This window comes from Dyella sp. GSA-30 (assembly GCF_027924605.1).
Taxonomy (GTDB): domain Bacteria; phylum Pseudomonadota; class Gammaproteobacteria; order Xanthomonadales; family Rhodanobacteraceae; genus GSA-30.
The window spans coordinates 4,819,411-4,844,054 of the sequence record NZ_AP027042.1; the positions used below are offsets into that span (position 1 = coordinate 4,819,411).

Here is a 24,644-nt window from a genome sequence, read left to right on the forward strand (position 1 = left end):
ATGAAGCGTTTCTACCTGATCGGCTTCACCGTGCTGGTGCTGTTCGACACCATCGTGCAGCTGAGCTTCAAATATGCCGGCAACCATGCGTTTCCGCCCGAAGCGAACTGGGCGTGGATCGTGCGTGTCTTTGGTCATCCGTGGATCTACTTTGCGGTAGTCGGCTACGTCGGCAACTTTTTTACCTGGATGACTCTGCTCAAGCACGCGCCGATCGGGCCGGCCTTTGCCGTCACCCACCTGGAAGTGGTCAGCGTGATGCTGTTCTCGGCCTACCTGTTCCACGAGCCGCTGACCTGGCCGCGCGTACTGGGCGCGGCGGTTATTGTCGCCGGTATCGTCTGCCTGGCGTTTGCCGAAACCGGCGCGCATCCAGAAAACGATGCGCCGACCGAAGCCAAAGGGGCGCTGGGCGTAGCTGCCGGCGACTGAGACGCGGCCATGCGCGAACTTCCGCCGACTGCCGGACTTCCGCTCAACGTCACTGACCTGCGTCCGGGCAGCGCGGATTTCGCCGCGCAAGCCACCGCATGGCTCGGCACACCGCCGTTGCAACTGGAATGCTCGGGAACAGCGGCGCTGGTCGTCACGCTGCATGCCATGCGCAAGCTCAAGCCCGAACGACATGAAGTGGTCGTACCGGCCTGGACCTGTCCGCTGGTCGCACTGGCCATTCATCGCGCCGGCTTGGTACCGCGCCTTTGCGATCTTGCACCGGATCACTACGACATGGACGCCGAACAGCTGGCGGCCGTCACGGGTCCTGACACGCTGGCGATCGTACCCACGCATATCGCCGGCCGCGTCGCTGACGTCCATACCTCCAACACGATCGCGCGACGCGCCGGTGCCTTCGTCATCGAGGACGCCGCACAAGCTACCGGTGCGCGCCAGGATGGTCGCAGCGTCGGCCTGCTAGGCGATGCGGGCTTCTTCAGTCTGGCGGTCGGCAAAGGGCTGACCCTGTTCGAGGGAGGCCTGCTGACGGCACGCGATTCGGCCATGCGCGATGCGCTTATGGCCAGCCACAACGACATCATTCACGCCGACCCGCGCATGGACCGGCAACGCGCGCTGGAACTGACGGGCTACGCCTTGATGTATCGGCCGTCGCTGCTGTCGCTGGTCTATGGCAATCCGTTGCGCAAGGCGCTGGCCGCGAACGACCCCGTGGCCGCCGTCGGCGACGATTTCGGCCCTGATATTCCCTTGCATACCGTCAGTCGCTGGCGACAGGCGGTCGGCGCACGTGCGCTGCCGCGACTGCATGGTTTTTTGCAGGAGACACGCAAGCAGGCACAACGGCGACTTGAACGGTTGCGCCGCATTCCCGGCATCGTCGCATTCGACGATGCCGCCGGCGATGAAGGCGTGTGGCCATTCCTCTTGCTGTTGATGCCCAGCGAAACGGCACGCGACGCGGCACTGAAAGAACTCTGGACCGCCGGCCTGGGCGTCAGCCGGCTGTTTATCCACGCCCTGCCCGACTATGGGTATCTGCGCGACATCGTCGCACCGACCGCATTGCCGCGAGCGCGCGACTTCGCCGCACGTTCACTGACCATCAGCAACAGCCTGTGGCTGCGCGATAGCGAATTCGCGCGCATCTGCGACGTGCTGGAACGCACTGCCTCAGGCTAGAGGCTGCTGGCCGCGATCGCTGTCAACAGCCGTGCATTCAGCGCGCGCTGTTGCGCCTGCCAGGCGTCGAGTTCGCTTTGCGGCACCGGCGTCTGGCCGTCCATGCCGCTCAGCCAGCGCTTCCACCAGGTGCGATAGCTATACGCGGATACCTCACCATTGATGTCGCTGGCGATGATGCGCCCGCGCAACGCCTCGATGATCTCCATGGCGTGATGTTCTTCAATACGCCCCTGATCCCAATTGGTACGTGCGGTATCGATACTGAAAGCATCCTTGTCGATCGAAAGATAGGTCGCCTGCGGCGCGCTGCGCAGCTGCGCCACGAAGGCGGCCGTCAAGGCATCGGGATCGTCGTAACGCCGGAAGGCGTCGCCAATGCCAAGTTTCGCCGCCCAGGCAACGTCTACGTCCATGCACCAATAGCTCAACTTGCCAGCACGCAACGGCTGCAAGTAGTTCTCCCACGCGTGCTTGGCGCCGATGTCGCCTGACGTGATGCCGACCACATGCACGTGACTCACATAAGGAAGCATCGCCACCTTGCGCACCCATGAGCCGCAGTGGATGCCCCAGGGAAAACGCATATTGTCCGGATGGTTGTCGAACACCACCAATTGAAACGGACCCTTGCCGCGTTGACGCTCCACCAGCGGCCAGGTGAGATGGTGATAATCGCCCGACCCCATCAGCACGGTGCCGTAATCGGCCGGCATCTGCGTATCGAGGTGCTTGCGCAAGGTACTGAACGTACCCAGCGTGCAGCCGAAGCGGATCGCTTCCTGCCAGTCGTTCAAGGCAATGACCGTCGCACCGGGCAGCTCGCCAATGGAACTGTCGAAATCAAGAATCAGCGGATCACGCTTGCTCATGCGTCGCCCATTGGCTGTCGCTTTCAAAGAATCGGCCAAGTCGCCGCGCCAGTGCGCGCAATAACGGATTGCGCAAATAGATCGCGTGCCGGGTCAGGGTAAATTTTGCGCCGAGATAGGATTTGATCTCGGGATCGGTCCAGCCGGCGACATAGTGGGTCAGGCCACGTTCGCGCGCCCAGGCCAGGTTGTGAAACCAGCTGGTGAAGTACAGATTGTGCTCGCGTGCGGCGGGATAGACAAAGCCGACGTATTTGTCGATCAACTTGCCGTCGACCACAAAACAGATGTTCCAACCGATCATCGCCTCTTCATGGCGGTAGACGAAAATCACGCCGTTCACCGCTGCATCGCGTAACACAGCGGCGAAGAAGTCGCGGCTCAGCCGATCGAAATGGATTTCGCTCTGTGCATAGACGTTTTCATATAAAGCATAAAATTGGTCCACCAGCGCATCGGCAGCGAAGCACGCATCCCCGCAGCGCACGACCTCCACCTCGACCTGTTCGCGCTTGCGCAACTTGCGGCGTATATCCTTTCGGCGTCCCGAGGAAAGACGGGCGAGGTATTCGTCCTCGTTCGCAAAGTCGATGGGCACATAGGCCAATGCCTGGCCTTCGAGCAAAATGAAGCCCTCGTTCGCGCAAGCGTCTGCAAACGCCTGGTTCCAGTGATTGCTGGCATCGTCGAGCAAAGGCGACACCGAAGGGATGTCCTTGACGACCGAGAGTCGCTGCTGCCTGCCGATGGCCTGGCGCAAGGCACCGGGCAACGTATCGGCGTTCGCATCGCGGGGGAACAAGGCGTATTCGGAAACCGTAGTGCCGACAAAGGTCGTGCGCCAGCGCAAGAGGCGTCCCCACCAGCGGTATCCCGGTGCAGCCAGCATGCGCTTGCGCACCGGGGCGTCGGCAGTCGTCAACAGATCGAAGGCCGCGGCGAAGGCCGGCGTACCCGCCGCATCCAGCACACGAAAATCGACAGGAGGATGCTCGGCGAACTTCGCCACCAGGGCGTCGGGCTCGAGCTGATTCAGGTACCGCACGCGTCAGGATTCCACCGCAAACCGACGCATAGCATACGACCGCGCGCCTCCGGGTTCGAAAAGCCCGGCGAAAGGTTCGAGGATCAACGTCCCCATCGACCCCAGCTGGACAACGCCCAACGAGTTCGTCAGGCTTGCGAAAGCGGCGGGCGCATCGCGTCCAAAACCTCCTTTTTGGATAAGAGGACAGCGAAAATGAGTACACAGCAGGAAACGTTCGAGATCATCGCCAAACAGGCCAAGATCGACATCGACACCATCAAGGTCGAGTCGACCCTGAAAGACCTGGGCATCGCCTCCCTCGACGCCATCGAAGTGATCTTCGACCTGGAAGAACATTTCGACGTCACCTTGCCCAACGAAGATACGGACTTCGACAATGGCACCGTCGGCCATCTGGTCGAAGCGATCGATCGGCAGCTCGCGGCCAAGAACGCCGGATAACCCATGCGCCGAATAGTGATTACAGGCATGGGGGCGATCTGCGCCCTCGGGAATGACGCCGCCTCCACCTGGAAAGCCATGACCCAGGCCCGCAGCGGCATCGGCGTCATTGAACGCGTCCCGGCCGATCAATTGCGCGCCGGCGGCGTGGTCGCAGAGATCAAAGGCTTCGATCCCACCTCGCGCATCGCCGAACAGCGGGCGGCGATGATGGACCTGGCCGGTCAGTACGCGCTGGTGGCGGCCGATGAGGCGATCGCGCAGTCGGGCATCCGTTTCGAAGGCGAGAATGCCTCGCGTACCGCGGTCGTCGTCGGCACGGGCGCGTCCGGCGAAGCCACACGCGACGATCAATACCGGCGCCTGTACGCCGACAACGCATCACGGCTGCACCCGTTGGGCATCGTCAAGATGATGATCAATGCCTCGGCCAGCCATATCAGCATGGCCCATGGCATCACCGGCCCTACCTTCGTGGTGGCCAGTGCCTGCGCCTCGTCCAACCATGCGTTTGCACAAGCGGCGATGATGATCCGCTCCGGCCTGGTCGACGCCGCCGTAGCCGGCGGCACCGAAGCCTGCATCACGCTGGGCACCCTGCGCGCATGGGAAGCGATGCGCGTACTCGCTCCCGAATGCCGCCCCTTCAGCGCCGGCCGCCGCGGCATCGTGCTGGGCGAAGGCGCGGGCATGTTTGTGCTGGAAACCCTGGAACATGCACAGCAGCGCGGCGCCACCATCCTGGCCGAGCTGGCCGGCGCCGGCATGAGTTCCGATGCCGGCGATATCGCAGCACCCTCGGATGTGGGGGCTGCGGCAGCCATGAGGGCCGCGCTGCGCGACGGAGAGATGTCGCCCGATGAGGTTGATTACATCAGTGCGCATGGCACCGGGACCCAGGCGAACGACAGCACCGAGACGCGTGCCATTCATCAGGTCTTTGGCGAGCATGCGCGCAAGCTTGCCGTGTCCTCGACCAAGCCCATGCATGGGCATGCGCTGGGGGCTGCCGGGGCGTTGGAGATGATTGCCGTGATGGGGGCGCTGCGCGAGGGGATTGTGCCGCCTACGCTGAATTATCTGGAGGCGGATCCGGCTTGCGACCTGGACTATGTGCCTAATGTTGCTCGTGAGATGGCTGTTTCTGCCGCTGTGAGCAATTCGTTTGCGTTTGGGGGGTTGAATGCGGTGGTGGCGTTGAGGAGGTGGAAGTAGGTTTTTTGGTGCGCTGGTGTTTTTGCGACGTGGCCGCTTGCGCAGCCTCTCCTATTTCGTCATTCCGGCGTAGGCCGGAAGCGCTTTACAACAGCGAAGCTGGTCACCCAGTGGCGTCAGTGCTTGGTTCTTGCCTGGGTGTTCGGGCGATCTGGCCGCTTACGCAGCGGGCGTTTCACTCGCCTGCCGGCGAGCGAGTCACTTTCTCTTTGCTGGCCCACGCTTGCGCGTAGCGCATGCGAACGGCGAAGCCGGCCCGCAGGGCGGAGGACCTTTAGGTCCGGAGTAAAGAGAAAGTAACCAAAGAGAGAATGGCCTTTAGAGCCAAGGCTCTGAGCAGCATTGAGAGATACAACCGTTCGTGCCGCCTACTCGAATCGATAGGGGACACTTCTGGCGCTTCTGAGGTGCGCCGGAGCTGTGCGCGAGGCGTCGTGGCGGCGAGGACTTAAGGTGCTCCCTCACCCTCGCCTACCCCTCTCGTCATTCCGGTGCAGGCCGGAATCTACTCCTCAGGCTCTCGCTCGTCAGACGACATATCGCAAGCGGAAACCTTGAGGTATGGATGACCAGCTTCGCTGTTGAAAAGCGCCTCCGGCCTGCGCCGGAATGACGGATAGGGGAGATGGAGCGAGGTTGGAGGTCGATCTTCGCTCTTGGCAAGCGATGCGTAGCGAGCGGTCAGCTATTGGGGCCGCCTCGGGAGCCGAGTGAGGTTTGGACGATCAGGCCCCGAAGGGGGACTCGGCAGGGATGCCGAGTCCTTTTCGACAGGACAGGGACGTCCTGTCGAAAAGCCCGGCCAAGCCTCACGGTCGCGCAGCGACGGCGGACTAGGGGTGTCCTTTCTTTGGTTATCTTTCTTTACTCCGGGCCTTGCGGCCCTCCGCCCTTCGGGCCGGCTAACGCCGTTCGCACTGCGTGCGTGGACAAGCAAAGAAAGTAACTCGGCGACCGGCAGGTCGGCGAAACACGCCAAAGGCGACTTTCTAGCCGAAGCGCAGAATCAGAGCGACAGACGCTCCAGCGACAACCCAACACCGAAGCCACTGGATCCCCACCTACGCGGGGATGACGAGGTTGGAGAATGAGGCGAACCCTGCAGAACGACGAGAATGTGGTGCCAAGGCAAACCCCATCACAACCGTGTAAACCCCCACGACTGCATCTTCCCATCCCGATACGGCATCACCCCATGAAACGGCCGCGCATCCTCGTCAAACACCAACGGCAGGAAGTGGCGATCGCCCTCCCACATCGGCAGCTCCATCAGGCGATCCCGCTCTACCCATTCCAGCGCCCCCTCAGGATTACGCTCAAAAGGCTCGCCACTGAAGGCGTCGATCAGAAAAATAAAACCCAGCCAGTCCTCGCCCTGTTTGCCGAACCCCGGCCAGTTCAAGGTGCCGCGTAGACGCATCGACTGGCACTCGATACCGGCTTCTTCGAGAATCTCGCGACGCATGCAGGCGGCGATGTCTTCGCCCGGCTCCATCTTGCCACCCAGGCCGTTGTACTTGCCCAGATGAATGTCGTCGGGACGGGAATTGCGGTGAATCATGAGCACCCGACGACGGTCCGCGGACAGCACGTAGCCGAGGGTAGCGACAATAGGGGTGTAGGGCATAACGTCGGCTGCGCGTAAAAACAACAGTTTAGCGCGCCAACACCCGCGCCGCAGCCGAATCGCCCCAAGCGTAATGGACTTGCATCCGTCGTATCACCCCGGCGACCATCAGCGCTATGTGCGCGCCCACCCGACGTCTCCCCTTTTATTTGTTGCCACTGGCCATCCTCGGCTTCCTGGCCGGATGCACGCGCCAGGCACAGGCCGTCGACAGCAACGACATCGTGTTCGACAGCCAGAGTTTCAAAGTCGTCACCGTCGATATCGCACGCGAGCCCTTAGCCCTGTTCTGGAAAAACCCCGACAGCGGCGAGCCGTTCGGTACGATCGAAACGCTTCGGCAATGGGGCATGGCCAAAAACCGGAAACTGTTGTTCGCGGCCAATGCCGGCATCTACGACCGCCAGTTCTCACCGCTGGGTCTTTACGTCGAAAACGGCAAGGCACAGGTGCCGTTGAACCTCGCGCGAGGCAATCCGGCATCCGGTAATTTTTCATTGCAGCCGAACGGCGTGTTTGCGATCTACCCCGATGGCCGCGCGGCAGTACGCAGCAGCACCGACTTCAAGGCCGATGGCAAGCCCGCACAATGGGCAACCCAGTCCGGACCGATGCTGGTGATCGACGGGCAGCTCAACAATCAATTCGTCGACGACTCGTCCAGCATGAAATGGCGAAGCGGCGTTTGCGCGCGTACACCGCACGAGGTGGTGTTTGCGGTCAGCACGGCGCCGGTGAATTTCCATACATTCGCCCGCCTGTTCCGCGACCAGATCGGCTGCCGTGATGCGCTGTACCTGGATGGCACCATCTCACAGTTCTACCTCGATGGTGCCGGTTATGCCGGCGCACCCACGTTCATGGTCAAACCCTATGCTGGCATCTTCGCTGTTTTCGCCAATGACGAGTAAGCCACGCAGGACACAGCGTGGCCGTATCTGCTGGCTGCGCTTCCTTGTTTCGCTCATCGTCATCGTCATCCTCGCCGCACTGCTTACCGGCTGGGCATTGATATACGGCAGCCGCCCACAACTGAGCGGCGAACGAACCCTCCCCGGTCTCGGCGATGCGGTGGCCGTAACCCGCGACGCACAGGGCACCGTCACGCTGCAAGCAAAAAATCGCGCTGACATCGACTACGCACTTGGTTATGTGCACGCCCAGGAGCGCTATTTTTCGATGGACCTGATGCGCCGCCTGGCTGCCGGCGAACTGGCCGAACTCGTCGGGCCGGCCGCGCTCGACACCGACCTCAATCATCGTCGCCATCGCTTGCGCGCCGTCGCCGAAGCAGCATACGCACAGCTCCCTCCGGAACAGCAGCAGCAACTGATCCGCTACGCAGCGGGTGTCAACGCCGGTCTGGCCGACCTGCAAACCCGCCCGTGGGAATATCTGTTGTTGCAGACACAGCCCAAGGCGTGGCGCCCGGAAGACACTTTCCTGATCGTCGCGGCGATGTATCTGGACCTCAACGAAGACGGCCGTAACCAACGTGAATTACGCATCATCCGGATGCGCTCCGAACTGCCCGATGCGCTGGTGGACTTCCTGCTCGCACCCAATCCGGATTGGGAAGCGCCGCTGAGGGGCGATCTCTCGCGACCGCCAGTGATTCCTGGCCCGGATGTTTTCGACCTGCGCAAAACTACGCCTGCCGCTTCGAGCAGCGATGCAAGCGTGCTTGCCTCGGCGATCGCGCCCGCGCTCGACGATGCGCGACCCGGCAGCAACAGCTTCGCCATCGCCGGCAACCTCTCTGAAACGGGCGCGGCCATCCTCGCCAACGATATGCATCTGGGCTTGCGCGTGCCCAATATCTGGTTCCGTGCACGCTTCCGATATACCGACAGCACCGCACCCAACGGCACGCGTGAGGTCAACGGCGTCACCCTGCCCGGTACGCCCGCCATGGTGGTTGGAAGCAATGGTCAGATAGCGTGGGGCTTCACCAACAGTTACGGCGACTGGCAGGACTGGTTCCGCGTGCAACGCGATCCCAGCGACAAGTCGCGCTACAAGGTGCCTGAAGGCTGGGCCACGATCGAGACGCATGACGAAGTCATTCACATCAGGGGAGCGGCCTCACGCACGCTCACGGTGGAAGACACGCGCTGGGGGCCGATCATGGCCGCCGATGCCGACGGTGCGCCGCTTGCGTTGGCCTGGGTCGGTGGCATGGCCCACGGCTACAACCTGGGCTTCGCGTCGCTGGAACGTATGAACAGCACGCACGCCGCACTCGATCTGGCCCCTACCTTGGGGATGCCCCCGCAGAATCTGCTGGTCGCCGACAATGCTGGGCATATCGGTTGGACGATCGCCGCCAACAGCATCCCGCTTCGCTCGAATGTCGATCCGCAGCATGCGATCGACGGCTCGCTTGCCGAGCACGGCTGGATGGGCTGGTTGCCTGCTGCGCAATATCCGCGCATCGAAGATCCGGCGGATGGCCGGCTGTGGACCGCAAATAACCGCACAGTCGACGGCCCCGAGCTTGCCGTGCTCGGCAACGGCGGCCACGATCTTGGCGCCCGTGCCCAGCAGATCCGCGACGACTTACGCGCACGCAACAGTTTCTCGCCCGGCAATCTGCTGGATGTGCAGCTGGATAACCGCGCCGTGTTCCTCGGGCGTTGGCAGCGCTTGTTGCAGGACACGCTGGCCAGCACACAGGAACCCGCCTTGGTCCAGTTGCGCCAGCTCACTGCGCAATGGACGAACCGTGCCGCAGTCGACAGCGTCGACTATCGCCTGGTGCGCGCATTCCGCGAGCAGGTTTTCAAAGATGCGCTCGCACCTTTCGTCGAGCGCCTCAAGGCCCGCTACAGCGATTTCACCTGGCCAAACCTGAGTAGCTCCGAAGCCGCCGTGTGGATCATGGTCCGCGACAAACCGATGAATCTGCTCGACCCCAAATACAGCGACTGGGATAGCCTGCTGGTAGGCGCGGCGCGCGAAGTTGCCAACGATCTGGGCAAGCAGCCGGGCGGCCTGTCGGCACGTACCTGGGGCGAGGCCAATCGCGCGGCCATCGATCAACCGCTGGCGCGCGTCCTGCCGAGTCCGCTTGCACGACTACTGAACATGCCCCAAGAGGCGCTCGCGGGCGATACCAATATGCCGCGCGTGGCTGGACCCGCGTTTGGGGCGTCGGAACGTCTCGACGTCAGTCCGGGGCACGAGGCCCAAAGCATCCTGCATATGCCTGGTGGCCAGAGCGACAACCCGCTGTCACCGTTCTACGGCGCGGGCCACGAGGACTGGGTGAACGGCCGTCCGACACCCTTGCTGCCCGGGCCGGATCACTACACCTTGACACTGCGCCCGCCACATTAATCGCGCTTGACTGCCCTCGCTGGCAGGAGGACATTCATGGCCACAGTGCGCTGACCGGGGAGGTCGGTCGCACTGCGAAACAACGCTTTTGCTTTACTGACGATGCACTTTGGGGATAGCACGTCGCACAAGGAGGCAAGCGAGCATGAGCCAGATTGATCGTGTCGCTCTTCGGCGCGTTGTAAAGCGCGCTCACTATCTTGTGATCACACTGAGCATGACGCTTTCGGTTGTCGCGATCGGCGCTCATGCGCAGGATACGCAGACACTCGATAACGCCATGGCTACGGCCAGCAGTTGGCTCGCGCAAGCGGATGCCGATCAAGCCGACGTCATGTGGCAGAACAGCGATGGTGTCTTGCAAAAGAGCGTCAGCAAGAGCGCCTGGAAAAAATATCTCACTGGCCTGCATCGGCAATGGGGCGCACTGAAAGGCCGCGAGTGGCTACAGGTCGCGCATATCAGCGATCCCAGCGGCTTGCCGCCCGGCGAATATCTCAATGTGATCTACAGCGCGACCTATACCAATGCGCCGCTGCTGGAAACCGTTTCGCTGATGCGTAACGGCAACCAGTGGACGCCGGTGGGCTATACCGTACGCCCCGTTCACGAGCAGGCCCCACCGATAGCGCAGGCTGCCGCGGCGCGTCCTTAGGCGAGCATTCGCTCGCAGATGGCTTCATACAGCGAAGGCAAACGCTCCAAGTCGGCAATGGCCACGCATTCGTCGACCTTGTGAATCGTCGCGTTCACCGGCCCCAGTTCCACGACCTCGGCGCCAAGTGGCGCAATAAAGCGACCATCCGATGTCCCGCCGCCCGTGCTCTGCTCAGGCTCGACACCGCACAGATCCAGACACACCGACACCACGACATCACGCACCCTGCCGCCCGGCGGGGTCAGAAACGGTTCGCCCGAAAGATGCCAATCGATATGCCAGTCCAGACCATGCTTGCCGAGTACCGTTTCGACGCGCTCGCGCAGTTCTTCGGCACGACTGGCGGTACTGAAGCGAAAATTGAACAGCGCCGTCAGCGCACCGGGGATAACGTTGTTGGCACCGGTACCGGCATTGAGATTGGATATCTGGAAGGACGTCGGCGGGAAATCCGCATTGCCCTGATCCCATACTTGCGCCGCCAATTCGGCCAGGGCGGGCGCAGCTGCATGAATCGGATTGAGTGCCTTTTCGGGATACGCCACATGCCCTTGCACGCCGCGCACGGTCAGCGTGCCCGACAACGAGCCGCGACGACCGACGCGAATCAGATCGCCCAGTTTCGCTTTCGCCGAGGGCTCACCTACGACACACCAGTCGATGGTTTCACAGGTCGCGCGGAAATGCTCCACCACCTCACGCACGCCATGCAACGCCACACCTTCTTCGTCGCTGGTCAGCAGCAACCCGACACGACCCGCATGCTCTGGCCGGGCAGTAACAAAGGCTTCGAGCGCGACGACCATCGCCGCTACCGAGCCTTTCATGTCTGCCGCGCCACGGCCGTAGAGATAGCCATCCCGCACGGTCGGCTCGAACGGCGGACTCTGCCAGTCGGCTTCCGGTCCCGTGGGCACGACATCGGTATGCCCAAGAAACATCAGTAGCGGACCGCTCTGTCCGTGCACGGCCCATAGATTGTCGACATCGCCATAACGCAGGTGTTCGATTCGGAAACCCTGTTTCTCCAGGCGTGCGGCAATCAGCGACAGACAACCCGCATCCTCCGGCGTGACGGAGCGGCGGCGTATCAAATCGCAAGTCAGGTCAAAAACGTCGGACATAGCGGTGTCATTCCAATTCGGCGTCGCGCCTTTCCAGATAAATCAGTGCGGCAAGCAACAGGATCGCCAGGCGAAACGCGGACTCGATGCCGTTCCAATGATCCGACATCCACATGCCGAACCATTCACCGCCGATCCCCATAAAGCCCACGAGCCAGATCAACAGACCCACACTCAAACCTGCCGCTGCCAATCCCTTGGCGCGCTGGAACTGAGCGGCCGATGCGCGACGACTACGCCACATGCGCCACACGCCAGACCAGCACAGGATCGCGGCAAATGTCTCGAACGCGATAATCAAAATATACGCCGCATGCTGCAGTGGCACCGAGGTAATGGCGCGGTAGTGGATGGTCGCATCGGGAAAGATCGTATCCATCGCCAACACATGCTGCACAAACGCCAGGTTGGTGCCGTAATCGGTGATGTTGCCGAAGGCGACAAGGCTGATCTGCAACGCCAGCGCCGCGATCACCAGGATCCTGGTCAGCCGAAAAATCATCCTCGGCCAAACAACTTCTTGAAGCCGTTATCGCTGAAGCCGACGCTCACCGCGCCATCGGCCTGGACCACTACCGGGCGACGGATCAGCGCCGGATACTCCTTCAACAGCAAGGTCCACTCCGGATCGCTGCCAGGGTTCTTGCGCTGCGGCAGCAGATTGCGCCAGGTCGTACTGGACTTGTTGACCAGCTTCTCCCAACCGCCCACCTGCTCGGCCCACGCTTTCAATGTGGTTGCCGGCACAGGATTGGCCCGGTAGTCGACAAAGTCATGCGGCACTTCGAAGCGTGCCAACCAGTTGCGCGCCTTCTTGCAGGTATCGCAGTTGGGAAGTCCATAGAGCGTGGCAGCGGTCATTGCTGAGTTTCCATCGTGAGGTGCTGTCGTTGCAGCATGCGAATGATGAAGAAAAAAGTGAATGCCGCGGCGACATGCTTGATCGTGTGCCCGCTCACCAGCTCGCCTGTCGCACGAAAAACGACCGGATCAAGCTGTTCGCAGGCAAATGCCAATGCGTAGCAAGCGAGTGCGGGCACCAGCCAGCGTCGCTCGCTCCACGGCGTGGGCAAGAGCATCAATGACAGCAGCAATAGAAGGATCGAGCCGCCCTGGGTGATCAGATAAGGCAGTAGATTGCCGCTGAATTTCCAGTACACGACCGTTCCCACGCCCCACAGCGTCAGCACGATCAAGGCCATGTCCGAACGCCAGCGCAAACGCTCGGCGAAAGTGGCCGCCAGCAACGGCATGAACACGATGGTCATCGGGAGGCGGTCCCACACCAGTCGCTCATCGGATGGCGACCAGTGGTAGTAACTCGACCCGAACGCGGTCAGCAACAGGCCGAAAAACATCAGCGCATAGGCATGCCGCGCCGCGGTGTTCATCGCCCTGACCGCAGGCAGCTGCACCGTCCACAAGCCGATCACGGCGAACAACAGGAAGAACGCATTGGATGCCACATCACCGGTGTTGGGTATGCCCAGCCAGCTGCGTCGATCGGCAAACTGGTGATAGCCCTGCGGCTGCGCATAGGGTGGCAATGCTACCGCTGCAATAGCCAGAAGAACGACGATGGCAGCCAACACGTAAACGCGTGGCGACCGCATCGAAGCTTCTGACCCCTGCATGCGATTACTCCGCGCTGCGCAGCAGTTCGTTGATACCGGTCTTGCTGCGCGTCTTCTCGTCCACCTGCTTGACGATAACCGCGGCGTACAAGCTATGCGAACCGTCTTTGGCCGGCAGGCTGCCGGCAACGACGACGCTGCCTGCCGGCACACGGCCATAGCTGACTTCGCCGGTCATGCGGTTGTAGATGCGCGTGGACTGCCCGAGGAACACACCCATGCCGATCACGCTGCCGCGCTCGACCACGACGCCTTCAACCACTTCCGAGCGCGCACCGATAAAGCAGTTGTCTTCGATGATGGTCGGATTGGCCTGCAACGGCTCGAGCACACCACCAATGCCGACGCCGCCGGACAGATGCACGCCCGCACCAATCTGCGCGCAGGAGCCGACCGTTGCCCAGGTGTCGACCATGCTGCCTGCACCAACATAGGCACCGATATTGACGTAGCTGGGCATCAGCACGGCGTCCTTGGCGATATGGGCGCCACGACGCACCAGCGCGCCCGGTACGACACGTGCGCCAAGCGTCTCCAGCTCCACGTCGTTGCCGTGCGCGAAGCGCAGCGGCACCTTGTCGAACGCCTGCGCCGAGCCGCCGTCGACCACGCGGTTGCCATTGATGCGGAAGTACAGCAGCACGGCCTTCTTGATCCACTGGTTTACCGTCCAGCCGCCTTTACCGTCCGGCTCGGCAACGCGACGCTCGCCCGATTCGAGCAAGTCGATCACCTGCTCCACCGCTGGCCGCAGATGCGTTTCGACTTCGGCCTGGGCCAGCTCGTTGCGACGTTCGAAGGCGTCGTCGATCAGGGATTCGATGCTTTGCATGAGAAGGAGCCTAAAAGAAACCAGCGGAGATAGTAGCGAGAATGCGCCGCGCTGTGCTGCATGGCAGCGCAAAATCCGGGGTCGAATCTATCGGTTGATGCGTTCGAGCAGCTTGTGCAAGAGCTGATCCTGCTGCGGCAGACTGAGCGGCTCGTCATTGCGGTTGGTCACCAGGAAGAAGTCCTCAGCGCGCTCGCCGAAGGTGGCGATACGTGCGTCATGCACGCGAACGCCGGCCTCGGCCATCGCCTGCGCCACCGCCGCCAGCAGACCCGGACGATCGGTTCCCACCAGCGACAGGCGGGTGCGGTCTCCCACCACGTTGAAGGCGATTTTCGGTGCGAACTGAAAATGCTTCAGGTGGCGGGACATATTGCGTTTGGACGGCTGGTGCGTATGTCCCGGCTGTGCCAGCGCGCGCAGCATGCGTTGCTTGAGTTCTTCGGCGCGCATTTCGGTGGCCGGCTGCTGGGTCGCGGCGTCGAGCAACAGGAACGTATCGAGCGCCATGCCAGTGTGCGAACTGAGGATGCGCGCCTCCATCACCGAGAAATGCAGGCGATCGAGCATCGCCGTCAACGCCGCAAACAAGCCATCGCGATCGGGAACGTAAACGAACAACTCCGTGGTGCCGCGGACGGAAAGCGGATGGACTTCGACCAGCGGCGTCGCCCCGTTGGCACGCAGGATCGCCGCCGTCTGCCAGGCAATCTGCTCCGGGCGGTGACGTAGAAAGCTGAGCTCGGGAAAGTCCGCCCAGGTCCGCACGCAAGCCGCCTTGGAAAAACCTTCGGCTTCCAGCAACTCGAGGGCACGCTCGCGACATTCGCGCATCCGGGTAGGCGCGTCGCCGAAGACCTCTTCTTCGCTGCGTAGTGCGTAGCGTGTGGCCGTATAGAGGTCCGCGAGCAGGCGGTCCTTCCAGCCGTTCCACAACTTGGGACTGGTGCCGATGATGTCGGCGATGGTCAGCAGGTAAAGCAGATCCAGCTTGTTGCGGTCGCCGACGAGATCGGCAAAACGCTGCACCACGTCAGGATCGGTGATGTCCTGGCGCTGCGCGGTCGTACTCATCAGGAGGTGCCAGCGCACCAGCCAGGCGACCTGTTCGCCGTCTTCGAAAGCCAGGCCGAGCTTGGCGCAGAAGCTTCGTGCCTCTTCTTCGCCCAGCACCGAATGATCGCCGCCACGCCCCTTGGCAATATCGTGGAACAAGGCAGCCAACAGCATCAGCTCGGGCTGTTCCAGCGTCGGCCAGATTTCGCAGGCGATCGGGAAATCCGCCCTGGCCGCAGGGTCGGCAAAACGCGCCACGTTATGCAGCACGCGCAAGGTATGTTCGTCCACGGTGTAGACGTGGAACAGGTCGTACTGCATGCGGCCAAATACGCGGCCGAACGCCGGCAGGATCGCCGCCAGCAAGCCGTGGCGATTCATCCGCCACAAGGCATCGACCGCCGGCGCGCCCATGCGCAGCAGGCGCAGGAAGGCATCGAGCACGGCCGGATCGTCGGCAAGCTGGCCTTCGAGTACGGCCGTCGCCTGGTGCAGTCGACGCATCGTGTCGGCGGTAAAGCCGACGATACCGGGCGCTTCCACGCGCGCAATGAACAGCTCGACCAGCGTGGCGGGTCGATAGAGCAATTGATCCGGATCGCGTACCGCCAGACGTGCACCGTAGCGTACGAAATCCGTACCGACCGGCTGCGGCTCGCTGGGCGTTTCGAGCATCTCCTCGAAACGCTCGACCATTTGCGCGCCCAGCCGATCGATCTGACTGGCAGCGCGGTAATAGCCCTGCATGAATTGCTCGACGCCAAGGTTCTTCGCATGTTCGTCGCGAAACCCCAGCCGCTCCGCCAAGGGGCGCTGGTAGTCGAACAACAGGCGCTCTTCCGGCCGCCCGGCTTCCAGGTGCAAGGCCCAGCGATAGCGACGCAGCGTCGCCTCGGCCTGCTCCAGCGTCTCCTGTTCGGCCGGGTCGAGCAGACCATCGGCGGTCATATCGCGAAAATCGTTCGCGTGCGCCAGTCGGCGACCCAGCCAGCGCAACGAATCGAGCGTGCGCATGCCGCCCGGACCGTCCTTGAGATTCGGTTCGAGGTTGTAGGCCGTGTCGTTGAAACGCGCATGCCGCGCATTGCGCTCAGCCAGGCGCGCGTCGAGATAGGCGCGCGGCGGCCACAGTTGCGGGTCGTCGACGATCGCGCGCAGGCGTTCCTCCAACGCTGGGTCGCCGGCGAGACGGCGCGCATCGAGCAGGCTGGTAAATACGCTGGGGTCTTGCGCGGCCAGCTCTTTGCATTGCGCGGGATTGCGCACCGCATGCCCGACTTTCAGACCCACATCCCACAAGGTGGCGAAGCATTGCTCCAGCGCACGCAGACGCGGCGGATCGCCGTGCTCGACCAGCGCCAGCAAATCGACGTCCGAATGGGGAAACAACAGACCGCGGCCGAAACCGCCGATAGCGAACAGAGCCGCCTCGGTCACATCGCCCAGGCACGCATTCCACACATGCACGACGATCCGCTGCACCGACTCGCCACGCCGCCGCGCCAACGCAGTGGCATCGGCACCATCGCGAAATGCGGTGGCAAGCGCGCGATCGAGGTCGCCGAGCAATTGCCGCAACGCACGCCGCGCCTCGCTCGATACGCCCGAGCGGGGAATGGCGATGGGGAGGCGGGGCAGCGGCGGGAGTGAAACGGAGGCAACCATGGGGACAGTAAAGCCGCTCGCTGCGCTTGCTGTAAAGCCGCGTTTGCGGCCGGCCTCGCCGCCCTAATCAGGCATCCGGCCAGGGCGTCAGGATTTCAAAGCCGTCATCGGTAACCGCAATGGTGTGCTCCCACTGCGCTGACAGGGAATGATCCTTGGTCACCACCGTCCAGCCATCCGGCAGCTGCTTGGTCTGCGGCTTGCCGGCGTTGACCATCGGCTCGACCGTAAAGGTCATGCCCTTCTGCAGGGTCAGGCCGTTGCCGGCCTTGCCGTAATGGAGCACCTGCGGCTCGTCGTGATAGACCTTGCCGATGCCATGACCGCAGTACTCGCGTACCACCGAGAAGCCCGCCGCTTCGGCATGCTTCTGAATCGCATGGCCGATATCGCCAAGGGTGGCGCCCGGGCGCACCGATTCGATGCCGCGCATCATCGCTTCATAGGTGGTGTCGACCAGCCGCTTGGCCAGTACCGACGGCGTGCCGACGAAGTACATGCGGCTGGTATCGCCGTGCCAGCCGTCCTTGATGACCGTGACATCCAGATTGATGATGTCGCCGTCCTTGAGCGTCTTGGTCGGCGTGGGGATGCCGTGGCAAATCACATGATTGACCGACGTGCACAGGGTCTTGGGAAAGCCGTTGTAACCGACGTTCGCCGGAATCGCCTTCTGCACGTTGACGATATGCTCGTAGGCCAGGCGATCGAGGTCTTCGGTGGTGACACCGGGCTTGACGTGTTCTTTGAGCATCGCCAGCACTTCGGCGGCCAGTTGGCCGGCCACGCGCATCGCTTCGATGTCTTGAGGTGTTTTCAGGGTAACTGCCATGGTTCCACTCAAATGGCGGCGGCAGCCCTGAAAAACCAGTGGCTTGCCGCCCTGCCGGCTAACCGGCTACAATTTCGGAGTTTTGCTGGCCCGATCTCCTGGTTTCCACCGTCGAGACCGTGCCGTCGCAAAGCGTCTGGGATTGTAAACCGCCCTGCGGCCGATCCCTTAAGTCCTTGATTGGACAACTAAACGCCACACACGTATCGGCACCGTCTTCGGGGTGCCATGAATCTTCCTCACACTTATGGGGGTTCATGGTCGAAGCCGGGGATACGTGGAGGTCCCAACCCCCGGGCCCAACCGGCCCATAAAATTTGGAGTTACACCCATGGCACAAGTCACCATGCGCCAGATGCTCGAAGCTGGCGTGCATTTCGGTCACCAGACCCGCTACTGGAACCCGAAGATGGCCCCGTACATCTTTGGCGCCCGCGGCAAGATCCACATCATCAATCTGGAAAAGACCCTCCCCCTCTTCACCGACGCGATGAACTTCCTCTCGGGCGTTGCGCAGAAGCGCGGCACCGTGCTGTTCGTCGGCACCAAGCGCTCCGCTCGCGAAGCGCTGGCCGAGGAAGCCACCCGCGCCGGCATGCCGTTCGTGACCGCCCGCTGGCTCGGCGGCATGCTGACCAACTTCCGCACCGTGAAGCAGTCGGTTGCCCGCCTGAAAGAGCTGGAAGCCGCTGAAACCGACGGCAGCTTCGAAAAGCTGGTCAAGCACGAAGTGCTGGCCCGTCGTCGTGAGCGCGACAAGCTGGAAAACTCGCTGGGCGGCATCAAGGACATGAACCGTCTGCCCGACGCGCTGTTCGTGATCGATATCGGCCACGAAGACATCGCCGTGCAGGAAGCCAAGAAGCTCGGCATTCCGGTCATCGCGGTGGTCGACACCAACTACAACCCGGAACTGGTCGACTACGCCATCCCGGGTAACGACGACGCCATCCGCGCGATCCAGCTGTACGCCCACGCCGCCGCCGACTCGATCCTGGAAGGCAAGGCCGCTGCGCCGTCCGCCGCCCAGGGCGATGCCAACGAGTTCGTCGAGCTCGACGAAGAAGGCAACCCGGTCGCCAAGGAAGAGCGCAAGGCTGCTCCGCCGCGTCGCGACAACCGCGGCCCGGCCAAGAAGGGCGCTGGCGCGCCGCGTCGTGACGGTGGCCGTGGTGGCCGTCGTGGCAGCGACGAGTCGTCGACGGACGCCGAGTAAGTTTTTACCCGCCCCGGTTTCGGCCGGGGCGTTTCCAAGATTCTGAGGATTGCAGATGAGCACCCCCATTACCGCAAAACTGGTCAGCGAGCTGCGCGAGCGCTCGGGCGCCGGCATGATGGACTGCAAGAAGGCCCTGACCGAGACCAACGGTGACATCGACGCGGCTGCCGAGCTGCTGCGCAAGACCGGTCTGGCCAAGGCCGACAAGAAGGCTGATCGCGTTGCTGCCGAAGGTCGCATCTCGGTCGCCCAGGGCAACGGCCACGCCGTCCTGGTCGAGATCAACAGCGAGACCGATTTCGTCGCCAAGGCGCCGAACTTCATCGAGTTCACCGACAAGATCGCCCAGGACGCGCTGAAGGCGAACGCCTCCACCGTGGAAGCGCTCAAGGCCGCCCCGCACGCTGACGGCGGCACGGTCGAAGAGGCCGCCAAGGCCCAGACCGCGACCATTGGCGAGAAGATCGACGTGCGCCGCGTTGCCCAGGTGTCGAACGATGGCCCGTTGGCCGTCTATTCGCACGGCGGCAAGATCGGCGTGATCGTGGCGCTCAAGGGCGGCTCGGAAGAGCTGGCCAAGGGCATCGCCATGCACGTGGCCGCCATGAACCCGCCGCACATCAAGCCTGAAGACGTCCCGGCCGACTTCGTCGCGAAGGAAAAAGAGATCGCGCTGAGCCAGATGACCGACAAGGACAAGGCCAAGCCGGCCGAAATCCTCGAGAAGATCATCGCCGGCAAGATCAACAAGATCGTCTCGGAAGTGACCCTGGTCGGCCAGCCGTACGTGCTGGACACCAATGTCACCGTCGGCGACGCGCTGAAGAAGGAAGGCGCCGATGTGATCAGCGTCGTCCGTCTGGCCGTCGGCGAAGGCGTCGAGAAGATCCAGGAAGACTACCTGGCCGAAGTGGCCAAGGCGATGCAGGTCTAAGGGCCGCGCCGCCTCACTTCTGGACATTAAAGAGCCGTGGGAAACCACGGCTTTTTTTATGCCCGCAGGAGAGGAGTGAGTGGAGAGGAGTGAGGAGTGAGAAAACGGCCCCAGCGTACGAAAGCCCTCGCCCCCTAGCACACCGTCCATTACAATACGGCCGTTTTGCCCCACACAATTCGGAGACCCCATGAGCGAACAGCTTAAGTACCAACGCATCCTGCTCAAACTCTCCGGCGAAGCTTTGATGGGTGAGGCCGACTACGGCATCGACCCCAAAGTGATCGGCCGCCTTGCCGACGAAATCATCGAGATCCAGCGCGCCGGTATTCAGATCGGCGTGGTGATCGGCGGCGGAAATATTTTTCGCGGCGCCGGCCTCGCAGCCGCTGGCATGGACCGTGTGACAGGCGATCACATGGGCATGCTCGCCACGGTGATGAATGCCCTTGCGATGCAGGATGCGATCGAAAAGCGCGGCGGTTTCGCACGCGTGATGAGCGCGATCCAGATCCACGACGTGGCCGAGGACTTCATTCGCCGTCGCGCCATTCGCCATATCGAAAAAGGGCGCATCGTGCTGTTCGCAGCCGGCACCGGCAACCCGTTTTTCACCACCGACTCGGCCGCAGCGCTGCGTGCCGTGGAAGTGGGCGCACAACTACTGCTCAAGGCCACCAAGGTCGACGGCGTCTACTCGGCCGACCCGGCCCGCCATGCCGATGCAACGCGTTACGAACACCTCGACTACGACCAGGTAATCGAACGCAAGCTCGCTGTGATGGACACCGCAGCCATCGCCTTGTGCCGCGACCACAAGATGCCGCTGCGCATCTACGACATGACCGTGCCAGGCAGCCTGATGCGGATCATGAAGGGCGAAGCGATCGGCACCTTGGTCGATTGACCGCGAGTGAGAAGTGAGGGGTCAAGAGCGAGGCGCCAAAGCACCCTCCTGACCCCTTACTCCTCACCCCTAACACGCCTGCTATACTCATCGGCTTGCACGTTTCCAGGGTGATACCCATGCTCAACGACATCAAGAACGATGCCCAGACCCGCATGGGCAAGAGCATCGACTCGCTCAAGCACGATCTGACCCGTCTGCGTACCGGACGCGCCAGCACGTCGCTGGTCGACAACATCCGCATTTCGGCCTATGGCTCGGAAATGCCGCTCAACCAGGTCGCTTCGGTGAGCCTGGGCGACTCCCGCTCCATCATCATCACGCCGTTCGACAAGAGCCACGTCGCTTCCATCGAAAAGGCAATCCTTGCCTCGGACATCGGTATCACGCCGAACACCGCCGGCACCGTGATCCGCCTGAACATGCCGCCGCTCACCGAAGAGCGCCGTAAAGAACTGGCCAAGCACGTCTCGCATGAAGGCGAGAACGCGAAGATCGCGATCCGCAACGTGCGTCGTGATGCAATGCAGCAGGTCAAGGATCTGTTGAAGGAAAAGACCATCACCGAGGACGACGAGCGTCGCGCCGAGGACGATATCCAGAAGCTGACCGATCGTTTCGTCAAGGAAGTCGACGACGTCGTGAAGCGCAAAGAAGATGAGCTGATGGCCGTCTGACGGCTGTCGGTGCCGCCCACTCCGGGGGGAGTCGGGCGGCTATCGATGCATAATCGACACATCGGGAAGTGCATCAACGTCGCGTCAAGGCGCACACCCGCCCTTCATCCGCTCAAAGCGGCCTCGCTCACTGAGAAGAAGGCAGCACGGTTTCGCCCTTGCACATCCATGACTGATTCCAAGCCCAGCACCGTCCCGCGCCACATTGCCATCGTCATGGATGGCAATGGTCGTTGGGCGAAAGCGCGCCATCGTCCACGCACCTTCGGCCACAACGCGGGCCGCAAAGCCGTGCGCGAAGTGATCGAAGGCTGCATTCGGCAGGGCGTTCAGGCGTTGACGCTGTTCGCGTTCTCGAGCGAAAACTGGAAACGGCCGGAAGACGAAGTCGGTGCCTTGATGGAATTGTTCGTGCGCGCGCTCGACAAAGAGGTCGACGAACTGCACGAACAGCAGGTGCGCGTGCGCTTCGTCGGCGATCTGAGCGCCTTCGAAGCCGGCTTACGTCAGCGCATGAACGCGGCCATGTCGCGCACGGCGGCCAATACCCGACTGCAATTGAACATTGCGGTGAATTACGGCGGTCGCTGGGACATCGTGCAGGCAGCACGCAAGGCCGGTGAGGCCGTCGCGCGCGGCGAGATCCGTCCGGATGATATCGACGAAGCCTTGCTCGGCCATTGGATGTGCCTGGCCGACCTGCCGCCGCTGGATCTGTTCATCCGTACCGGCGGTGAGTTCCGCGTCAGCAATTTCCTGTTGTGGCAGCTGGCCTATGCCGAGCTGTATTTCACTGAAACCTTGTGGCCCGACTTCGATCAAGTCAGTCTGCAAAACGCGATCGATGATTACGCCCGCCGCGAACGCCGTTTCGGCCGCACCGGCGACCAGGTCGCCCAGGGCTGACGAGGACACCATGCTGCTTCAGCGAGTAATGACGGCCCTGCTGCTTTTCCCTCTGGCGTTGCTGCTGGTGCTGTGGCCCTCGACGGAAATTTTTGCACCACTGGTAGCGATCGCTTTCCTGGCTGCTATCTGGGAATGGACCCGGCTGGCCGGCGTCACCAACGAAGGCTTGCGCGCGAGCCTGCTGGTGGCATCGACGGTGATCTTTTTCGGCCTCTGGTCGCTGCGCAACAGCGGGCTGTGGCCCTGGCTGATCGTGCTCGGCGTGCTGTGGTGGATCGCCACCTGCCAGTGGCTGCGCCATTTCGCCTTCGCTGCCGCGCCCACGCGCGAAAACCAGCTGCTCAAGCTGGGGGCCGGCGCACTGGTGATCTTCCCCGCCTGGGTCGCCGGCATGCAGATTCATGGCCAGCCGCCGCACGGCCACTGGTGGACGCTGCTCGCCCTGGCGATCGTCTGGGCGGCGGATATCGGCGCCTATTTCAGCGGACGACTGTTCGGCAAGCGCAAGCTCGCCCCGACGATCAGCCCCGGCAAGACCTGGGCGGGCGTCTACGGCGCCTTTGTCGCCGGCGCCCTGGTCGCCGGCTTCGGCGGCTGGCTGCTCGGCGTGACCGACCTGAAGCTGGCCGGCCTGGTCGTGCTCTCCGTATTTACCGTGGTCGCCTCCATCGTGGGCGATCTGCTGGAAAGCCTGATGAAGCGCCACGCTGCCGTGAAAGACTCCGGCAACCTCTTCCCCGGCCATGGTGGCCTGCTCGATCGCATGGATAGCGTCTTTGCCGCCCTGCCCGTCTTTGCGGCGGGCAAGCTGCTGCTCGGCCTATGACCGGCGCGGCTCCTCGCAAGGTCGCCATCCTCGGCGCCACCGGTTCGATCGGTGGCAGCACGCTGGATGTGATCGCCCGCCATCCCGAGCGCTTTCGCGCCACCGTGCTGACCGCGCAGCGCAATGTCGACGCGCTGGTCGCACTATGCGTCACCCACCGTCCCGAACTGGCGGTCATCGCCGATAGCGCGCTGGAAGCGCAGCTGACGCAGCGCCTGCGTACCGCCGGGGTAACGTGCGAGGTCGCCAGCGGCCATGACGCCTTGACCGTGGCGGCCGCAAGCTCGCTGTGCGACACGGTCGTGGCAGCCATCGTCGGTGCCGCCGGACTGGATTCCACGCTCGCGGCTGCGCGCGCCGGCAAGCGCCTGCTGCTGGCGAACAAGGAATCGATCGTGATGGCCGGCCAGCTGCTGCTGCAGGCTCTGGCCGAGGGCGGCGGCGAGCTGATCCCGGTCGACTCGGAACACAACGCCATCTTCCAATGCCTGCCCGGCGGCCGACCCGATCTGGATGCCAGCGGCGTACGCCGCCTGATCCTGACCGCCTCCGGCGGCCCGTTCCGCGGCCGCAGCCGCGCTGAACTGGCCGGCGTTACGCCCGATGAGGCCTGCAAACACCCCAAATGGGTCATGGGCCGCAAGATTTCTGTCGATTCGGCCACTTTGATGAACAAAGGGCTGGAGGTCATCGAGGCGCACCATCTGTTCGGCGCCCCGGTCGACCGCATCGAGGTGCTGGTGCACCCGCAGAGCCTGGTTCATTCCCTGGTCGAATATGTCGACGGTTCGGTGCTGGCCCAATTGGGCAACCCGGACATGCGCACGGCCATCGCGCACGCGCTGGCCTGGCCGGAACGGGTCGATGCCGGGGTCTCCATGCTGGACCTGGCCACCAGCGGCGCCCTGGCCTTCGAGGCGCCCGACCTGACCACCTTCCGCTGCCTGGCCCTGGCTTACCAGGCGCTGAGCGCTGGCGGCGATGCACCGGCCCTGCTTAACGCAGCCAACGAGGTTGCGGTAGAGGCCTTCCTGGCCGGAAGCCTCTCGTTCCTGTCGATTGCCGACGTCGTCGAAAGCGTACTTACGGAACTGCCGCCCGCTCCCGTGGTCGATGTCCAGATGCTTGTCGAGCGAGACCGGTTGGCCAGGGAGGCTGCTCGACGGGTGCTCTGCAGCGCTTGCTGAT

The 24,644-nt window shown here is 62.8% G+C and carries 24 protein-coding genes; 14 read left to right on the forward strand and 10 right to left on the reverse strand.

What is annotated here, in order from left to right:
* Together QMG46_RS20665 and QMG46_RS20670 are read left to right on the forward strand one after the other, a co-directional pair.
* Entirely contained in the window at positions 1-432 is a 432-nt protein-coding gene (locus QMG46_RS20665; RefSeq protein WP_281849776.1) for a DMT family transporter, read from the forward strand.
* Between the two features lie 9 nt (positions 433-441).
* Positions 442-1,641 (forward strand): DegT/DnrJ/EryC1/StrS family aminotransferase, encoded by a 1,200-nt coding sequence (locus tag QMG46_RS20670; protein WP_281849778.1) that lies wholly within the window; start codon positions 442-444, stop codon positions 1,639-1,641.
* On the opposite strand, the gene QMG46_RS20675 is transcribed toward QMG46_RS20670, so the two are convergent.
* Together QMG46_RS20675 and QMG46_RS20680 are read right to left on the reverse strand one after the other, a co-directional pair.
* Entirely contained in the window at positions 1,638-2,513 is an 876-nt protein-coding gene (locus tag QMG46_RS20675; RefSeq protein ID WP_281849779.1) for a hypothetical protein, read from the reverse strand. The two genes, QMG46_RS20670 and QMG46_RS20675, sit on opposite strands and share 4 nt — an antisense overlap.
* On the reverse strand, positions 2,500-3,558 hold the full coding sequence (locus QMG46_RS20680; RefSeq protein WP_281849780.1) for a GNAT family N-acetyltransferase: 1,059 nt from the start codon (positions 3,556-3,558) through the stop codon (positions 2,500-2,502). Before QMG46_RS20680 ends, QMG46_RS20675 begins: the two co-directional genes overlap by 14 nt.
* 195 nt (positions 3,559-3,753) lie before the next feature.
* On the opposite strand from QMG46_RS20680, the gene QMG46_RS20685 reads away from it, so the two are divergent.
* Both QMG46_RS20685 and QMG46_RS20690 read left to right on the forward strand, forming a co-directional pair.
* On the forward strand, positions 3,754-4,002 hold the full coding sequence (locus QMG46_RS20685) for an acyl carrier protein (protein WP_281849781.1): 249 nt from the start codon (positions 3,754-3,756) through the stop codon (positions 4,000-4,002).
* A 3-nt stretch (positions 4,003-4,005) separates the two neighbouring features.
* Positions 4,006-5,217 carry a beta-ketoacyl-[acyl-carrier-protein] synthase family protein gene (locus tag QMG46_RS20690; RefSeq protein ID WP_281849782.1) on the forward strand — a complete coding sequence of 404 codons (1,212 nt, stop codon included), beginning with the start codon at positions 4,006-4,008 and terminating at the stop codon, positions 5,215-5,217.
* Between the two features lie 1,138 nt (positions 5,218-6,355).
* Here QMG46_RS20690 and QMG46_RS20695 read toward each other — a convergent pair.
* On the reverse strand, positions 6,356-6,844 hold the full coding sequence (locus tag QMG46_RS20695; protein ID WP_281849783.1) for an NUDIX hydrolase: 489 nt from the start codon (positions 6,842-6,844) through the stop codon (positions 6,356-6,358).
* Between the two features lie 116 nt (positions 6,845-6,960).
* Between QMG46_RS20695 and QMG46_RS20700 the strand changes: the two genes are divergently transcribed.
* The 3 genes from QMG46_RS20700 (at position 6,961) to QMG46_RS20710 (ending at position 10,838) form a co-directional block, all read left to right on the forward strand.
* Complete coding sequence (locus QMG46_RS20700; RefSeq protein WP_281849784.1) at positions 6,961-7,755, forward strand: phosphodiester glycosidase family protein; 795 nt, start codon at positions 6,961-6,963, stop codon at positions 7,753-7,755.
* Positions 7,745-10,183: a penicillin acylase family protein gene (locus tag QMG46_RS20705; protein ID WP_281849785.1), complete on the forward strand. Its 2,439-nt coding sequence runs from the start codon at positions 7,745-7,747 to the stop codon at positions 10,181-10,183. The genes QMG46_RS20700 and QMG46_RS20705 overlap by 11 nt, the downstream gene beginning before the upstream one ends.
* A 145-nt stretch (positions 10,184-10,328) precedes the next feature.
* The gene (locus tag QMG46_RS20710) at positions 10,329-10,838 is read left to right on the forward strand and encodes a DUF4019 domain-containing protein (protein ID WP_281849786.1); all 510 of its coding nucleotides are present in this window, start codon (positions 10,329-10,331) and stop codon (positions 10,836-10,838) included.
* On the opposite strand, the gene dapE is transcribed toward QMG46_RS20710, so the two are convergent.
* The 7 genes from dapE to map all read right to left on the reverse strand — a co-directional run bounded on the left by dapE (position 10,835) and on the right by map (position 17,984).
* Complete coding sequence (gene dapE / locus QMG46_RS20715) at positions 10,835-11,965, reverse strand: succinyl-diaminopimelate desuccinylase (RefSeq protein WP_281849787.1); 1,131 nt, start codon at positions 11,963-11,965, stop codon at positions 10,835-10,837. The genes QMG46_RS20710 and dapE overlap by 4 nt on opposite strands.
* A 7-nt stretch (positions 11,966-11,972) precedes the next feature.
* On the reverse strand, positions 11,973-12,467 hold the full coding sequence (locus tag QMG46_RS20720; protein WP_281849788.1) for a DUF2165 family protein: 495 nt from the start codon (positions 12,465-12,467) through the stop codon (positions 11,973-11,975).
* On the reverse strand, positions 12,464-12,826 hold the full coding sequence (locus QMG46_RS20725; RefSeq protein ID WP_281849789.1) for a Spx/MgsR family RNA polymerase-binding regulatory protein: 363 nt from the start codon (positions 12,824-12,826) through the stop codon (positions 12,464-12,466). Before QMG46_RS20725 ends, QMG46_RS20720 begins: the two co-directional genes overlap by 4 nt.
* Positions 12,823-13,578: a hypothetical protein gene (locus QMG46_RS20730; RefSeq protein ID WP_281849790.1), complete on the reverse strand. Its 756-nt coding sequence runs from the start codon at positions 13,576-13,578 to the stop codon at positions 12,823-12,825. Before QMG46_RS20730 ends, QMG46_RS20725 begins: the two co-directional genes overlap by 4 nt.
* Before the next feature lie 25 nt (positions 13,579-13,603).
* Positions 13,604-14,431, reverse strand: coding sequence for a 2,3,4,5-tetrahydropyridine-2,6-dicarboxylate N-succinyltransferase (gene dapD / locus QMG46_RS20735; RefSeq protein ID WP_281849791.1), 828 nt, complete (start codon positions 14,429-14,431; stop codon positions 13,604-13,606).
* Between the two features lie 87 nt (positions 14,432-14,518).
* Positions 14,519-17,152, reverse strand: coding sequence for a [protein-PII] uridylyltransferase (gene glnD, locus QMG46_RS20740; RefSeq protein WP_281849792.1), 2,634 nt, complete (start codon positions 17,150-17,152; stop codon positions 14,519-14,521).
* A 67-nt stretch (positions 17,153-17,219) separates the two neighbouring features.
* Positions 17,220-17,984: a type I methionyl aminopeptidase gene (gene map / locus QMG46_RS20745; protein ID WP_281849793.1), complete on the reverse strand. Its 765-nt coding sequence runs from the start codon at positions 17,982-17,984 to the stop codon at positions 17,220-17,222.
* 331 nt (positions 17,985-18,315) lie between these two features.
* On the opposite strand from map, the gene rpsB reads away from it, so the two are divergent.
* From rpsB to QMG46_RS20780, 7 genes are all read left to right on the forward strand, one after another.
* A complete protein-coding gene (rpsB, locus tag QMG46_RS20750; RefSeq protein WP_281849794.1) occupies positions 18,316-19,200 on the forward strand; it encodes a 30S ribosomal protein S2 in 885 nt (294 codons plus the stop codon).
* A 55-nt stretch (positions 19,201-19,255) separates the two neighbouring features.
* Entirely contained in the window at positions 19,256-20,137 is an 882-nt protein-coding gene (gene tsf, locus QMG46_RS20755) for a translation elongation factor Ts (protein WP_281849795.1), read from the forward strand.
* A 190-nt stretch (positions 20,138-20,327) separates the two neighbouring features.
* Positions 20,328-21,044, forward strand: a complete 717-nt coding sequence (pyrH, locus tag QMG46_RS20760) for a UMP kinase (protein ID WP_281849796.1) — start codon at positions 20,328-20,330, stop codon at positions 21,042-21,044.
* A 119-nt stretch (positions 21,045-21,163) separates the two neighbouring features.
* Positions 21,164-21,721, forward strand: coding sequence for a ribosome recycling factor (gene frr / locus QMG46_RS20765; RefSeq protein ID WP_281849797.1), 558 nt, complete (start codon positions 21,164-21,166; stop codon positions 21,719-21,721).
* A 168-nt stretch (positions 21,722-21,889) separates the two neighbouring features.
* A complete protein-coding gene (gene uppS / locus QMG46_RS20770) occupies positions 21,890-22,627 on the forward strand; it encodes a polyprenyl diphosphate synthase (RefSeq protein ID WP_281849798.1) in 738 nt (245 codons plus the stop codon).
* Positions 22,628-22,637: 10 nt separating this feature from the next.
* Positions 22,638-23,456, forward strand: coding sequence for a phosphatidate cytidylyltransferase (locus QMG46_RS20775; protein ID WP_281849799.1), 819 nt, complete (start codon positions 22,638-22,640; stop codon positions 23,454-23,456).
* Positions 23,453-24,643: a 1-deoxy-D-xylulose-5-phosphate reductoisomerase gene (locus tag QMG46_RS20780; RefSeq protein ID WP_281849800.1), complete on the forward strand. Its 1,191-nt coding sequence runs from the start codon at positions 23,453-23,455 to the stop codon at positions 24,641-24,643. Before QMG46_RS20775 ends, QMG46_RS20780 begins: the two co-directional genes overlap by 4 nt.
* Position 24,644: the final 1 nt, after the last annotated feature.

What these genes read in the sequence shown, in the direction of transcription:
- QMG46_RS20720 (WP_281849788.1), bottom strand. Translation starts at nt 12,467, where the DNA reads ATGATTTTTCGGCTGACCAGGATCCTGGTGATCGCGGCGCTGGCGTTG.
- QMG46_RS20710 (WP_281849786.1), top strand. Translation starts at nt 10,329, where the DNA reads ATGAGCCAGATTGATCGTGTCGCTCTTCGGCGCGTTGTAAAGCGCGCT.
- pyrH (WP_281849796.1), top strand. Translation starts at nt 20,328, where the DNA reads ATGAGCGAACAGCTTAAGTACCAACGCATCCTGCTCAAACTCTCCGGC.
- QMG46_RS20665 (WP_281849776.1), top strand. Translation starts at nt 1, where the DNA reads ATGAAGCGTTTCTACCTGATCGGCTTCACCGTGCTGGTGCTGTTCGAC.
- dapE (WP_281849787.1), bottom strand. Translation starts at nt 11,965, where the DNA reads ATGTCCGACGTTTTTGACCTGACTTGCGATTTGATACGCCGCCGCTCC.
- map (WP_281849793.1), bottom strand. Translation starts at nt 17,984, where the DNA reads ATGGCAGTTACCCTGAAAACACCTCAAGACATCGAAGCGATGCGCGTG.
- glnD (WP_281849792.1), bottom strand. Translation starts at nt 17,152, where the DNA reads ATGGTTGCCTCCGTTTCACTCCCGCCGCTGCCCCGCCTCCCCATCGCC.
- QMG46_RS20705 (WP_281849785.1), top strand. Translation starts at nt 7,745, where the DNA reads ATGACGAGTAAGCCACGCAGGACACAGCGTGGCCGTATCTGCTGGCTG.
- QMG46_RS20730 (WP_281849790.1), bottom strand. Translation starts at nt 13,578, where the DNA reads ATGCGGTCGCCACGCGTTTACGTGTTGGCTGCCATCGTCGTTCTTCTG.
- dapD (WP_281849791.1), bottom strand. Translation starts at nt 14,431, where the DNA reads ATGCAAAGCATCGAATCCCTGATCGACGACGCCTTCGAACGTCGCAAC.
- uppS (WP_281849798.1), top strand. Translation starts at nt 21,890, where the DNA reads ATGACTGATTCCAAGCCCAGCACCGTCCCGCGCCACATTGCCATCGTC.
- rpsB (WP_281849794.1), top strand. Translation starts at nt 18,316, where the DNA reads ATGGCACAAGTCACCATGCGCCAGATGCTCGAAGCTGGCGTGCATTTC.
- frr (WP_281849797.1), top strand. Translation starts at nt 21,164, where the DNA reads ATGCTCAACGACATCAAGAACGATGCCCAGACCCGCATGGGCAAGAGC.
- QMG46_RS20690 (WP_281849782.1), top strand. Translation starts at nt 4,006, where the DNA reads ATGCGCCGAATAGTGATTACAGGCATGGGGGCGATCTGCGCCCTCGGG.
- QMG46_RS20685 (WP_281849781.1), top strand. Translation starts at nt 3,754, where the DNA reads ATGAGTACACAGCAGGAAACGTTCGAGATCATCGCCAAACAGGCCAAG.
- QMG46_RS20700 (WP_281849784.1), top strand. Translation starts at nt 6,961, where the DNA reads ATGTGCGCGCCCACCCGACGTCTCCCCTTTTATTTGTTGCCACTGGCC.
- QMG46_RS20725 (WP_281849789.1), bottom strand. Translation starts at nt 12,826, where the DNA reads ATGACCGCTGCCACGCTCTATGGACTTCCCAACTGCGATACCTGCAAG.
- QMG46_RS20775 (WP_281849799.1), top strand. Translation starts at nt 22,638, where the DNA reads ATGCTGCTTCAGCGAGTAATGACGGCCCTGCTGCTTTTCCCTCTGGCG.
- QMG46_RS20675 (WP_281849779.1), bottom strand. Translation starts at nt 2,513, where the DNA reads ATGAGCAAGCGTGATCCGCTGATTCTTGATTTCGACAGTTCCATTGGC.
- tsf (WP_281849795.1), top strand. Translation starts at nt 19,256, where the DNA reads ATGAGCACCCCCATTACCGCAAAACTGGTCAGCGAGCTGCGCGAGCGC.
- QMG46_RS20780 (WP_281849800.1), top strand. Translation starts at nt 23,453, where the DNA reads ATGACCGGCGCGGCTCCTCGCAAGGTCGCCATCCTCGGCGCCACCGGT.
- QMG46_RS20695 (WP_281849783.1), bottom strand. Translation starts at nt 6,844, where the DNA reads ATGCCCTACACCCCTATTGTCGCTACCCTCGGCTACGTGCTGTCCGCG.
- QMG46_RS20670 (WP_281849778.1), top strand. Translation starts at nt 442, where the DNA reads ATGCGCGAACTTCCGCCGACTGCCGGACTTCCGCTCAACGTCACTGAC.